11 protein-coding genes are annotated in these 11953 nt (G+C 72.4%); 5 read left to right on the top strand and 6 right to left on the bottom strand.

Annotation, left to right across the window (positions count from 1 at the left end):
* Positions 1 to 13: 13 nt before the first annotated feature.
* Positions 14 to 1606, bottom strand: a complete 1593-nt coding sequence (locus SPOPO_RS0117360; protein WP_019876217.1) for a DNA polymerase Y family protein — start codon at positions 1604 to 1606, stop codon at positions 14 to 16.
* 140 nt (positions 1607 to 1746) lie between these two features.
* Between SPOPO_RS0117360 and SPOPO_RS0117355 the strand changes: the two genes are divergently transcribed.
* The gene (locus SPOPO_RS0117355) at positions 1747 to 2439 is read left to right on the top strand and encodes a hypothetical protein (protein ID WP_156869978.1); all 693 of its coding nucleotides are present in this window, start codon (positions 1747 to 1749) and stop codon (positions 2437 to 2439) included.
* A 28-nt stretch (positions 2440 to 2467) separates the two neighbouring features.
* On the opposite strand, the gene SPOPO_RS30240 is transcribed toward SPOPO_RS0117355, so the two are convergent.
* A complete protein-coding gene (locus SPOPO_RS30240; RefSeq protein WP_156869976.1) occupies positions 2468 to 3280 on the bottom strand; it encodes a hypothetical protein in 813 nt (270 codons plus the stop codon).
* 83 nt (positions 3281 to 3363) lie between these two features.
* Positions 3364 to 3882, bottom strand: coding sequence for a VOC family protein (locus tag SPOPO_RS30235; RefSeq protein ID WP_019876213.1), 519 nt, complete (start codon positions 3880 to 3882; stop codon positions 3364 to 3366).
* 252 nt (positions 3883 to 4134) lie between these two features.
* Here SPOPO_RS30235 and SPOPO_RS0117340 point away from each other — a divergent pair, with 252 nt between their 5' ends.
* Positions 4135 to 4341, top strand: a complete 207-nt coding sequence (locus SPOPO_RS0117340; protein ID WP_019876212.1) for a hypothetical protein — start codon at positions 4135 to 4137, stop codon at positions 4339 to 4341.
* A 16-nt stretch (positions 4342 to 4357) separates the two neighbouring features.
* Here SPOPO_RS0117340 and SPOPO_RS0117335 read toward each other — a convergent pair whose 3' ends face one another.
* Genes SPOPO_RS0117335 through serS form a run of 3 tightly spaced genes read right to left on the bottom strand, consistent with a single transcriptional unit; the run spans position 4358 to position 7459 of the window.
* The gene (locus tag SPOPO_RS0117335) at positions 4358 to 5293 is read right to left on the bottom strand and encodes a TIGR03564 family F420-dependent LLM class oxidoreductase (RefSeq protein WP_019876211.1); all 936 of its coding nucleotides are present in this window, start codon (positions 5291 to 5293) and stop codon (positions 4358 to 4360) included.
* Positions 5294 to 5321: 28 nt separating this feature from the next.
* The gene (locus tag SPOPO_RS0117330) at positions 5322 to 6161 is read right to left on the bottom strand and encodes a PPK2 family polyphosphate kinase (RefSeq protein WP_019876210.1); all 840 of its coding nucleotides are present in this window, start codon (positions 6159 to 6161) and stop codon (positions 5322 to 5324) included.
* Complete coding sequence (gene serS / locus SPOPO_RS0117325) at positions 6158 to 7459, bottom strand: serine--tRNA ligase (RefSeq protein WP_028984868.1); 1302 nt, start codon at positions 7457 to 7459, stop codon at positions 6158 to 6160. The genes SPOPO_RS0117330 and serS overlap by 4 nt, the downstream gene beginning before the upstream one ends.
* A 140-nt stretch (positions 7460 to 7599) precedes the next feature.
* On the opposite strand from serS, the gene SPOPO_RS0117320 reads away from it, so the two are divergent.
* From SPOPO_RS0117320 to SPOPO_RS0117310, 3 genes are all read left to right on the top strand, one after another.
* Positions 7600 to 8826 carry an acetyl-CoA C-acetyltransferase gene (locus tag SPOPO_RS0117320; RefSeq protein ID WP_019876208.1) on the top strand — a complete coding sequence of 409 codons (1227 nt, stop codon included), beginning with the start codon at positions 7600 to 7602 and terminating at the stop codon, positions 8824 to 8826.
* Positions 8827 to 8863: 37 nt separating this feature from the next.
* Entirely contained in the window at positions 8864 to 11077 is a 2214-nt protein-coding gene (locus tag SPOPO_RS0117315) for a 3-hydroxyacyl-CoA dehydrogenase NAD-binding domain-containing protein (RefSeq protein ID WP_019876207.1), read from the top strand.
* Positions 11078 to 11151: 74 nt separating this feature from the next.
* On the top strand, positions 11152 to 11919 hold the full coding sequence (locus SPOPO_RS0117310; RefSeq protein WP_019876206.1) for an enoyl-CoA hydratase-related protein: 768 nt from the start codon (positions 11152 to 11154) through the stop codon (positions 11917 to 11919).
* The last annotated feature ends 34 nt before the right edge of the window (positions 11920 to 11953 follow it).

Genomic DNA, 11953 nt, shown 5'->3' with positions numbered 1-11953 from the left:
GCCCCCGCCCGCGTCAGTCATAGACCGCCTCGACGAACCAGCGGCCGCCCTGGCTGATCAGCAGCCAGCCGGTGCCGTCGGCGGTGGCGACCTGGACGCGGACCTTCACCCCAGCGGTCCCGTCGGCCCGGGCGGCCGGGTCCCACCAGCGCTCCTCGGCGGGCCAGGGACCGGCCCAGGACAGCACGGGCCGCGGGGACTCCTCGCCCACGCGGAGCTTTGCGGGCGGGGCGGAGATCGCATAGCGGGAGCTGATCGCGACCGGGAGCCCACCGTCGTCGACGAGCTGGGCCGGGACCGGGGACGGCGGGACCAGGGCCGGGCTGGGGGCGGGGATCCGCCCGGGCCACGGGCCCGTCTCCTCGGCCTCGCGCTCGAGCGGGCCGCGCGGGTCGCCCCACGCGACGTAACGGATCCGCTCCCCCGGGCCCCGGCCGCCGGCCAGCACCGCGGTGAGGACGGCCGGCTGGCCGAGCATCCCCTGCACCCGGGCCAGCGCCCGGCCGGCGCGCTCGGCGGCCTCGGCGTCGGCGCCGTGCGTCCAGAACCCGAGCTGGTCACCCCCGTGCGGGATCACCTCGTCCGGCGCCAGGCGCAGGACGGCGATCCCACCGCGAGGCCGGTGCTTGACCTGACCGGCACGACTCTGACTGGCCGTCAGCCACCCGTCGAGCTGCCAGCGGACGCGCTCGGCGATCGCCGCGGCGTCCAGCACGCCCTCGTAGCGCCAGATGCGTTCGTAGCGTTCGCCGGTCTCGGTCTCGGCCTCCACCACGAGCCGGGTGCAACCCAGGCCGACCGCGGTCAGCCGGGCGTGCAACTGGTCGGCGAGCGGGCGGGCGGCGAACGCGGCGCGCTCCACCTGCTCGGCGGGCGGGTCGAGGTGGGTGGTGACGACGAGGTCCGGCGGTGGGGTCCGCCCGTCCGGCGGCAGGGGGTCCTCGCCCCGGGCCAGCCGATGGGCGAAGCCGCCGTCGGCCCCGAACCGGGCCGTGACGTCGGCCGGCGGCAGCCCGGCGAAGTCCCCGAGGGTCCGCAGGCCGAGCCGGCGGAGCAGATCGGCGAGGTCGGGCCGGTCGAGGACGTCGACCGGGTAGGGGGCGAGGAATTCCGGGGTCTGCCCCGCCGGCACGATCCGGCCCACCCGCGCGGCCAGGGCGGCGGCGAACGCGCCCTCGGCGACCCCGGCCCGGCACAGGTCGCCCGGGCCGGCCGCGGAGGCCTCGTCGGCCAGGCGCGCGGCGGCCGCCTCGTCGCCCCCGAAGTACCGGGCGGGCCCCCGGGCGGAGACCGTGCACAGCCCCGGCCGGACGATCTCGACCCCCGGCGCCAGCGACTCGACGGCGACGACGATCGGCTCGAACGCGCGGGACTCCTCGGCGAGGTCGCGGGGGAGAATCGCCAGGTTCGGGCAGCGGTACTGGGCCTCGCGCCGCCGCAACCCGCGCCGCACCCCGGCCTCCCGGGCCGAGGCCGTGCAGGCGAGGACGCGCCCGGACGCGAGCACCGCGGCGGGGGCGGCCGGGTCCAGCCCCGCGGCCGCGGCGGCGGTCACCACCGGCCAGTCCGGCGACCAGATCGCGATCGTCCGCGCCGCACGTCCCATACCTCGATGTTCGAACGCATGTTCGAGCAAGTCAAGCGGTTCGGCGAGTCGGGACGCGCCGCACAGTGGCCACACGCGGGAACCTCGCCCTAAGGTGACCGACACTTGGGCCCAAATCGGGCACAACCGGAGGTGTCGTGTTGGGCGATCGTCGACTGGTCGTGGTCGAACGCATCGACGACGTACTGCACACCCTCGGCACCCGAGGTCTGCATCCCGGCGACTCGGTGACCGTCGGCCGCGCCGCGGAGCTCCCGATCGGGCACACCCACGACGCCCGGATCTCCCGACTGGCGCTCACGGTGACGTGCACCGAGGACGGCTGGGCGTTCGAGTCCACCAACCGCAACGGGGTCCTCATCCACCCCTGGGGCCAGCCCCCGCGGTACGCCCAGCGCGAGGAGACGACCTCGGCGCCCCGGGTCGCCCTGCGGGTCGTCGGCTCGATCGTGCGCGAGCACTGGGTGCTTCTCGAGGACGACACCCGGCTCGCCTCGGCCCGCCCCGGCCGCTCGAACTCCTCCGGCGGCCTCCCCGGCGACCCGACGCATGCCGAACTGGAGGCCCTGCGCCTGCTGTTCCCCGACCTGCTCGAGTGGCCCCCGCTGCTGACGGAGTGGCCTCCAGGCATCGAGCAGGTCGCGCGGGAGCTGCGCGTCACCACCGAGACGCTTCTACGCCGCCTCGAGGAGGTCCGCAACCGCGCCGTCGCCCTCGGCCTGCCGCCGGAGGTCACGATCGCCGACCCCGAGTACGTCCACCTGCTCGTCCAGGCCGGCTGGCTGCGCCCGGAGCTGTTCCCGGAGGCCGGAGCCCCCTCGCCCGGCAGCTGAACCCCACCCGACCGCGCCCCGCCACGCCTCACCCGGCCGCCTCGACCGGCGGGACGAACGCCGCCTCCAGAGCGGCGGGCGTGCCGTCGGCGGCCGGGAGCCAGAGCTCGGCACTGCGCGTCCGGCCGCCCGCGGTGCCGCGACCGGTGGCGGAAACCCGGAGCCGGCGCGCACTCAGGCGGCCGTGCCCGTTCCCCAGGCCCTCCCACCGCGAGTGGACGGGCGTGAGCCGCACCTGGGCACCCGGCCACGGACCGAGCGAGACCAGGACGGTCCCGTGGTGGCGGGCCCGGGCGGTCAGCGCCCGCGCCTCGGCCGGGGCCAGGTCCGCCGGCGGCCGGGCGACGACGAGGTCGAAGCCGTCCAGCAGCGCCCCGACCGCGCGGGCCCAGTTCTGCCCCGGCGCCGGGACCAGCGCGAACCGGCTCAGGTCGATGCCCACCTCGGCGGCCGCGGCGAGCCCGAGCCCGGGTGCCCCGACCAGCACGCACCACGAGCCCGCGGCCGAGGCCTCCGCGAGCAGCGCCAGCACCAGCGAGCACCCGCCGGCCCCGGGCCGCTCGTCGTACCCGCCCGACGGCGAACCCGACGGCGAACCCGACAGCGAACCCGACGGCGAACCCGACGGCCGCCGACCGCGCGGGCCGACCGGGACCGCGTCCTCACGGACCCCGATCTCGACGGCGGTTCCCCGCCGCAGCCCGCCACCCGGGAACAGCGGCCGCAGCGCCGCCGCGACCGGCAGCACCCCACTCGTCGCCTGCGTCTCCGTGGCGACGCGCACCGCTCCGGGCTGTGCCCGCTCGAGCAGGGCCCGCAGGTCGGCGACGGTGGCACTCACCCCACCATTGTCGAACACGCGTTCGAACTGTGCAACCGGATCCCCCGGGTCCGGGTCAGTCCACGAGGGTCAGCCCACGAGGGTCAGTCCACGAGGTGGACGTCCTCGAACCAGCCCTGGCGCTCCCGGTAGAACTCGATCCCGGTGCCGTTGGGGTCGCGGATGTACAGGCTGTTGTGGACGCCGCGGTCGGGGCCGAGGTAGTCGACGCCGGCGCCGTCGAGCTTGGCCCGGATCTCGTCGAAGCGCTCGGGGGTGACGGAGAGCGCGATGTGCTGGACGTTGCCGAGGGTCTCGGTGAACTCGGGGTGCTCGTGCCCGGGGAAGTCGAAGAACCCGAGCAGGGTCCGGTTGCCGAGGTCGAAGAAGAAGTGGCTCGACCCGGCGTAGTCGCGGTTCTCCACGAGTTCGACCAGCGGGAAGCCGAGGAACTCCTGGTAGAAGCGGATGGTCTCCTCGACATCGCGACAGATCAGCGCAAGGTGGTGGATCCCGCCCGTCGGCGGCGCCGGCCGCTCCGCCCGGGGGCGCACGTACTTGGCCTTCAACTCCTCGCGACGGGCGCGGACCGCCTCGAGTTCGGCACCTTCGGGCTGCGGCATCAAAGACTCCTGACCTGACGTTCGACCGGCGGGTCCAGCACACCGTGCTTCCGACGCCAGGTCCAGCCGCCGGCGGCCCGATTTTTCCGGGTACGTCCCCGCGAAACCGGCCGTTCGGCTGACTCAAGGCCGGTCGACCGGTGGATTTCCCCTCCCCAGGAAACCGGTTTGGATGCGCGCCCGTCTGAGTTGGGGAATGGAGCGACCCGCACCACACCGCCTGCACCGGCGACCCTTTGCACGGAGGACGACATGCACACCTGCTCCTGGTTCAGCTCGAACGAGCACCCGGAGTGCGGCGCCCCGGCGCCTCACCAGGTCACCGTGACCACTCCCCTCTACCGCGCGACGATGTGGTTCTGCACCGAGCACAAGCTCCTGCAGGAGGCCAACTTCGCGCGGCGCATCCCCGGTCAGCGCCGGTCCGTTCTCACCTCGACCACCGGTCCGGCCAACTGACGGGAAGTCAGTCGACTCAGAGCTCTGGAGCGAGTGACGCGAGGAACGTGACAGTCCGCGCGATGCCGGCGGCCGGGTCGGGCCCGGCCCCGAACGGCACCGCCCACAGCTCGGTGGCGCCGGCGTCGCGCAGTTCCCGCAGCCGGCGGAGCACGGTCTCCTCCGGCCCGTAGATCGTCTGGTCCACGACACCTGACGACCCTTCGCGGTCGTACTGGGCGCGGTAGTTGTCGAGGGTGTGGTAACGCGCGAACGTCGCCAGCGCGGCCGCCCGACCGGCGTCGACGTCGTCGCACACCGCCACCGGGACGCCGACGACGATCCGGGGCGCCGGGCGACCCGCCGCCTCCGCCGCCTTCGCCAGCCCCGGTGCGATCTGCTCGCCGATCCCCCGCGCCCCCGTCATCCACGTGACGGTCCCGTCGGCGTACGTCCCGGCGACCTCGACCATCTTCGGCCCGAGCGCGGCGACGAGGACCGAGGGCGTCGTCGCACCGACGACGGTGAAGCTCGCCTCGACGCGGTAGAACCGGCCGGAGTGGCTGACCTCGCCGGTGCTGAGCAGCGCGGTGAGCACCTGCAGGTACTCGCGCATGTGGGCGGCGGGGCTGGCGTACTCCAGGCCGAGCGCGGTCTCGATCACTGGTCGATGCGAGGACCCGATCCCGAGCGTGAAGCGCCCGCCGCACAGCGACTGCACGGTCGCGGCCGTCTGCGCGAGGGCGTGCGGGTGCCGCGGGTAGGTCGGCACGACGCCGATGCCGAGCTCGACCGACCGGGTCTGCGCGCCGGCGACCGCCATCGCCGCCAGGGTGTCGGTGCCCCGGGCGACGTGCGTCGTCCAGACCGCGGGAAAACCCGCCTCCTCCGCCGTCTGCGCGTCCGCGGCCATCTGGATCGGGGCGACCGGCGCCCCGAGCACGTCTCCTCCGACGTTCATCGCGATCCGCATGCCGTCACCCTCCTTCGACCGACACCCGTCAACCAGGCTTCTCGTCCTGCAACCGGGCGCGCAACGCCGGAACGTCGAGTCCCGGGTCGGGCCAGGTCGGGCCCATCGCCGTCAGCGTCTCGTGCAGCAGGGTCGCGACCGCCCAGTTGCGGTACCACTTCCGGCCCGCGGGGACGACGTACCACGGGGCGGAGTCGGGGTTGCAGCGCGTCAGCACGGCCTCGTAGGCCTCCTGGTAGGCGCTCCAGTACCGACGCTCGTCGAGGTCGGCCGAGTCCCACTTCCAGTGCTTCGCCCGCTCCTCGAGCCGAGCCGCGAGGCGTTCCTCCTGGTCGGTCGCGGAGATGTGGAGGAACACCTTGATCACGGTGGTCCCGGCCTCGGCGAGCTCGGCCTCGAAAGCGTTGATGGCGTCGTAGCGCCGCTCCCAGGCCTCGCGCGGCACGAGGTCGTGCACCCGCACGATCAGGACGTCCTCGTAGTGGGACCGGTTGAACACCCCGATCAGCCCGGGCTCGGGCAGGCGCCGCCGAATCCGCCACAGGAAGTCGTGCGCGAGTTCCTCGGAGGTGGGCCGCTTGAACGAGAAGATCCGCACGCCCTGCGGGTCGACCATCCCGACGACCTTGCGGATCGTCCCGTCCTTGCCCGAGGTGTCCATGCCCTGGAGCACGACCAGCACCGAGCGCCGACCCCCGCTGACCCCCTCGGCGAAGAGCCGCTCCTGGACGTCGGCCAGGGGCGCCGCGAGCGCGGCGAGCGCGGCTTCCCCCGCCGCCTTGTCCCCCGCGAATCCCGGCGTGGACCGGGAGTCGATCGCGGCGAGGTCGACCGTCGGCGCGGCGCGCAGCAGGGACGAGAGCGTCACGACACGAGCGAGCCGTCGGCCGCCAGCGCGGAGAAGCCGAGGTAGGGCACGAGCGCCTTCGGCATCTCCACCGATCCGTCGGGCTGCTGGTAGTTCTCGAGGATCGCGGCCAGCGTCCGGCCGATCGGCAGGCCCGAGCCGTTCAGGGTCGCGGCCGGCTGCCGCGAGTTGTCCGCCCCGCGGACGCGGATCCCGGCCCGGCGGGCCTGGAACGTCCCGCAGTCCGAGCAGGACGAGATCTCGCGGTACCGGTCCTGGCTCGGCAGCCAGACCTCGAGGTCGTAGGTCAGCTGGGCGGAGAAGCCCATGTCCCCCGCGGCGAGACGGACGACGCGGTACGGCAGCTCGAGCTCGGCGAGGCACGCCTCGGCGTGAGACACCATCAGTTCCAGCTCGGCGTTGGACGTCTCGGCCGTGCTGATCCGCACGAGCTCGACCTTCGAGAACTGGTGCAGCCGGAGGATCCCGCGGGTGTCGCGGCCGTAGGAGCCGGCCTCCGAGCGGTAGCACGGCGTGTGGGCCGTGTAGGCCAGCGGCAGCGCGGACGCGTCGAGGATCTCGTTCGCGTGCAGGTTGGTCAGCGGCACCTCGGCGGTGGGGATCAGGAACAGCTCCCGGTCGCCGGCCGCGGTCGCGAACAGGTCCGCCTCGAACTTGGGCAGCTGGCCGGTCCCGGTCATCGTCTCCCGGGTGACGAGCGTCGGCACCGAGAACTCGGTGTAGCCGTGGCGGCGGGTGTGCAGGTCGAGGAACAGGGTCGCGATCGCACGCTCCAGGGCGGCGCCGGCGCCGCGGGCGACGGCGAACCGCGGGCCCGAGAGCTTGGTCGCCCGGCCGAAGTCGAGGATCCCGAGGGCCTCGCCGAGGTCGACGTGGTCGCGCACCTCGCCCTCGAGGGGCGGCGGCGTGCCGACCCGGCGGACCTCGACGGCGTCGTCCTCGCTGAGCCCGTCCGGCGCGTCCGGCGACGGCAGGTTCGGGATGCCGAGCATCAGCTCGTGGAGCTCGGCGCTGAGCCGGTCGGCCTCCTCCTCGGTCTCGCGGACCCGGTCCTTGAGCGTCCGCGCCTGCTCCTTGAGCGCCTCGACCGCGTCGCGGTCCGCGCCGGACTTGGCCGCCTTCCCGACCTCGCCCGCGATGCGCTTGGACTCCGCGCGCATCTCGTCCCCGGTGCGGATCGCCGCATTTCGGGCGGACAGCAGCTCGGCGACGGGGCCCGGATCCAGGGTGTACCCCCGGCGGGCCAGGGCGGCGACCGCCGCGTCGCCGAGGGAGATCAACTCGCGCGCATCATGCATGCGCCGAACCTAGCCCGCCGCGGAAATTCGGCGACCGATGTGGGTGTTGCACGGCACAGGCAGTCAATGCTGACCGGTGGCGGGCCGCCCACGTCGGGCCGCTAAGCTACTGGCGAGTCACTTATCGTTCGGAGGCAGCCGTGAGCACCGAAGCGTTCGTGTACGACGCGATCCGCACCCCCCGCGGGCGCGGCAAGAAGACCGGTTCCCTGCACGGCGTGAAGCCGATCTCCCTGGTCGTGGGCCTGATCGACGCGCTGCGCGAGCGTTACCCCAACCTGGACGAGCAGCGGATCGACGACCTCGTCCTCGGCTGCGTCTCCCCCGTCGGGGAGCAGGGCGCCGACATCGCCAAGACCGCGGCGCTGCTCGCGAACCTGCCGGAGACCGTCGCCGGCGTTCAGCTCAACCGCTTCTGCGCCTCCGGCCTCGAGGCCGTGAACCAGGCCGCGCAGCGCGTCCGCTCCGGCTTCGAGGACCTGATCCTCGCCGGCGGTGTCGAGTCCATGTCCCGCGTCGCGATGGGCAGCGACGGCGGCGCGTGGGCGATGGACCCCGAGACCGCGTTCGAGACCTACTTCACGCCCCAGGGCATCGGCGCGGACATGATCGCGACGATCGAGGGCTTCTCCCGCACCGACGTCGACCGCTACGCGCTGCTCTCCCAGGAGCGCGCGGCCAAGGCGCAGGCGTCCGGCTACTTCAACCGCTCGCTCATCCCGGTCCGCGACCGGAACGGCGTCGTCCTGCTCGACCACGACGAGCACGTGCGCGCGGACTCCACCCTCGAAGGCCTCGGCCAGCTGTCGCCGAGCTTCGAGATGATCGGCGAGATGGGCGGCTTCGACGCCGTCATCCAGCAGAAGTACCACTGGGTCGAGAAGATCGACCACGTCCACACCCCGGGCAACTCCTCCGGGATCGTCGACGGCGCCTCGCTGACCCTGATCGGCAACGAGCAGGTCGGCAAGGACCTCGGCCTCACCCCCCGGGCGCGCATCCTCGCCACCGCCGTCAGCGGCGCCGACCCGGCGATCATGCTCACCGGCCCCGCCCCGGCGACCCGCAAGGCGCTCGCCAAAGCCGGCATGACGGTGGACCAGATCGACCTGTTCGAGATGAACGAAGCCTTCGCGGCCGTCGTCCTGCGGTTCGCCAAGGACATGGGCCTGAACTCGGACGACATCGAGAACAAGGTCAACGTCAACGGTGGCGCGATCGCGCTCGGCCACCCGCTCGGCGCGACCGGCGCGATGCTGGTCGGCACGATCATCGACGAGCTGGAGCGGCGCGACCAGCGCTTCGGCGTCGTCACCCTCTGCGTCGGCGGCGGCATGGGCATCGCCACCGTCCTCGAGCGCCTCTGACCCCGGTACGGACTGCCGAGAAGGAATTGTTGAACCCATGACGCTGCAGGACACGATCGGCACGTTCAAGATCGCCAAGGACGCCGACGGGATCGTCACCCTGACGATGGACGACCCGGCCGGCTCGGCGAACACCATGAGCCAGGACTTCCAGACCTCGCTCGGTCAGGTGGTCGACGCGCTCGAGGCCGAGTACAAGGCCGACAAGAACTCGATCAAGGGCATCGTGCTCGCGTCGGCGAAGAAGACCTTCTTCGCCGGCGGCAACCTCGGCGAGATCCTCGCCGCGACGCCGGACCGCGCCGCGGCCTGGACCGCCGAGGTCGACGAGATGAAGCGCAACATGCGCCGCCTCGAGCTGCTGCCCGTACCGAAGGTCGCGGCCATCAACGGCGCGGCCCTCGGTGGCGGGTACGAGATGTGCCTGATCATGAACCGCCGCATCGCCCTCGACGCCCGCGGCAGCCAGATCGGCCTCCCCGAGGTGGGCCTCGGCCTGCTCCCCGGCGCCGGCGGCGTCGTGCGCAGCACGCGGCTGCTCGGCATCCAGGACGCGCTGCTGAACGTCCTGCTCCAGGGCCAGCGGTACTCCCCCGCCCAGGCGCTGGAGAAGGGCCTGGTCGACGAGGTCGTCGCCACGCCCGAGGAGCTGATCGCCAACGCGAAGGCCTGGATCCAGGCGAACCCCAACGGCGGCGTGCAGCCGTGGGACGCCAAGGGCTTCAAGATCCCCGGCGGCGGCCCGAACAACCCGGGCTTCGCCGCGAACCTCCCGGCGTTCCCGGCGACCCTGCGCAAGCAGATCAAGGGCGCCCCGATGCCGGCCCCGCGCAACATCCTCGCCGCCGCGATCGAGGGTGCGCAGGTCGACCTCGACACCGCGCTGAAGATCGAGACGCAGTACTTCATCGACGTGGCCACCAGCCAGGTCGCGAAGAACATGATTCAGGCGTTCTTCTTCGACATGCAGTACGTCAACTCCGGCGGCGCCCGTCCGCAGGGGTACGACACGTGGAAGGCGAAGAAGGTCGCCGTCCTCGGCGCCGGGATGATGGGCGCCGGCATCGCGTACGTCTGCGCGAAGGCCGGCATCGAGGTCGTCCTCAAGGACGTCTCGCTCGAGGCCGCCCAGAAGGGCAAGGCCTACTCGGAGAAGATCGTCGGCAAGTCCGTCTCCCGCGGCAAGATGACGCAGGAGCAGGCCGACTCCTTCCTCGCCCTGATCACCCCGACCGACCAGGCCGAGGACGTCGCGGGCGCCGACCTGGTCATCGAGGCGGTCTTCGAGTCCGTCGAGCTCAAGCACAAGGTCTTCGGCGAGATCGAGAGCCTGGTCGCCGGCGACGCGGTACTCGGCTCGAACACCTCCAGCCTGCCGATCACCGAACTGGCGAAGGGTGTGCAGCGCCCGCAGGACTTCATCGGTCTGCACTTCTTCTCGCCGGTCGACAAGATGCCGCTGCTGGAGATCATCGCCGGCGAGCAGACCTCCGACGCCACGCTGGCGAAGGCGCTCGACCTCGCCAAGCAGATCAAGAAGACGCCGATCATCGTCAACGACTCCCCCGGCTTCTTCACCAGCCGCGTGATCGGCACGTACCTCAACGAGGCGCTGGCGATGGTCGGCGAGGGCATCGACCCGCAGACGATCGAGCAGGCCTGCCTGCAGGCCGGCTACCCGGTCGGCGCGCTCGCGCTGTCCGACGAGCTGACGCTCACCCTGATGCGCAAGATCCGCGAGGCGAACAAGGACAACTCGGTGATGGGCGGCCACGGCCACCCGGCCGACGCGGTCGTCGACAAGATGATCGACGAGCTCGACCGTCCCTCCCGCGCCGCCGGCAAGGGCTTCTACGACTACGAGAACGGTCAGAAGGCCGGCATCTCGCAGGTCGTCCGCGAGGCCTTCGACACCGGCCGTGAGAAGGTCGTCGGCACCGAGGTCCTGCGCGAGATGCAGGAGCGGATGCTGTTCATCGAGTCCATCGAGACGGTTCGCTGCTTCGACGAGGGCGTCCTGCGCTCCGACGCCGAGGCCAACATCGGCTCGATCATGGGCATCGGCACCCCGCCGTGGACCGGTGGCGTCATGCAGTACATCAAGGGCTACACCAACGCGGCGGGCGAGACCGGCCCGGCGGCGTTCGTGGCCCGCGCCGAGGAGCTGGCCGCCAAGTACGGCGAGCGTTTCACCCCGCCGGCGTCGCTGATCGAGGCGTCCAAGCAGGGCAAGGCCCGCCTCGAGGGCTGATCCTCTCCGCTGAAAGACTGATGGCCTCGCCTCCGGGCGGGGCCATCAGTCTTGTGTGCGCGGAAGGAACTTGCGTGAGCGACGAGCCCCTGGTTTTGGTCAGCACCGCCGACGGCGTCGCCACCGTGACGCTGAACTCCCCCGGCAACCGCAACGCGCTGTCCGTGGCAATGCTGACCGCGCTGACCGAGGCGATGGACGCGGTGGAGGCGGATGACGCCGCCCGCGTCGTCAAGCTCACCCACAACGGCCCGGTGTTCTCCGCGGGCATGGACCTCAAGGAGGCCGTCGTCGTCGGCCTTGAGTCGACCTCGGGCCTGATCCTCAAGCTGCTCAAGCAGCTCGTGACGCTGTCGAAGCCGGTCGTGGTCCGCCTCGACGGCCCGGTGCGCGCCGGTGGCCTCGGCATCGTCGGCGCCGCCGACGTCGTGATCTCCAACGACACCGTCACGTTCGCGTTCAGCGAGGCCCGGATCGGCGTCGCGCCGGCGATCATCTCGCTGACGACGCTGCCGAAGATGGACCCGCGCCTCGCCCACCGCTGGTGCCTGTCCGGCGAGACGTTCACCGCCGCGCAGGCCGCCGCCGCGGGCCTGATCTCCGAAGCCGTCCCGCCGACCGAGCTCGACGCCGCCGTCGACGGCGTCATCGCCCAGCTCAAGCTCGCCTCGCCGCAGGGTCTCGCCGAGACGAAGAAGCTCCTCGGCCGCGACATCGCCGACCTGATCGACGCCAAGGGCGAGGCCATCGCCAAGCTCTCCGCCGGACTCTTCGACTCCGAGGAGGCCAAGGAGGGCATGAACGCCTTCATCGAGAAGCGCAAGCCCCGCTGGCAGGTCTGAGCCCGGCTGCCCGGGGTCCGGCTCAGCGCTTCTT

Source organism: Sporichthya polymorpha DSM 43042, assembly GCF_000384115.1.
Taxonomy (GTDB): domain Bacteria; phylum Actinomycetota; class Actinomycetes; order Sporichthyales; family Sporichthyaceae; genus Sporichthya; species Sporichthya polymorpha.
The sequence above is the reverse complement of the archived record's forward strand: the minus strand, read 5'-3'. Positions and strand labels throughout refer to the sequence as shown.

Bases quoted from the DNA above. Each gene is read 5' to 3' on its own strand.
- SPOPO_RS0117360 (WP_019876217.1), bottom strand. From the start codon at position 1,606: ATGGGACGTGCGGCGCGGACGATCGCGATCTGGTCGCCGGACTGGCCG.
- SPOPO_RS30235 (WP_019876213.1), bottom strand. From the start codon at position 3,882: ATGCCGCAGCCCGAAGGTGCCGAACTCGAGGCGGTCCGCGCCCGTCGC.
- SPOPO_RS0117340 (WP_019876212.1), top strand. From the start codon at position 4,135: ATGCACACCTGCTCCTGGTTCAGCTCGAACGAGCACCCGGAGTGCGGC.
- SPOPO_RS0117335 (WP_019876211.1), bottom strand. From the start codon at position 5,293: ATGCGGATCGCGATGAACGTCGGAGGAGACGTGCTCGGGGCGCCGGTC.
- serS (WP_028984868.1), bottom strand. From the start codon at position 7,459: ATGCATGATGCGCGCGAGTTGATCTCCCTCGGCGACGCGGCGGTCGCC.
- SPOPO_RS0117315 (WP_019876207.1), top strand. From the start codon at position 8,864: ATGACGCTGCAGGACACGATCGGCACGTTCAAGATCGCCAAGGACGCC.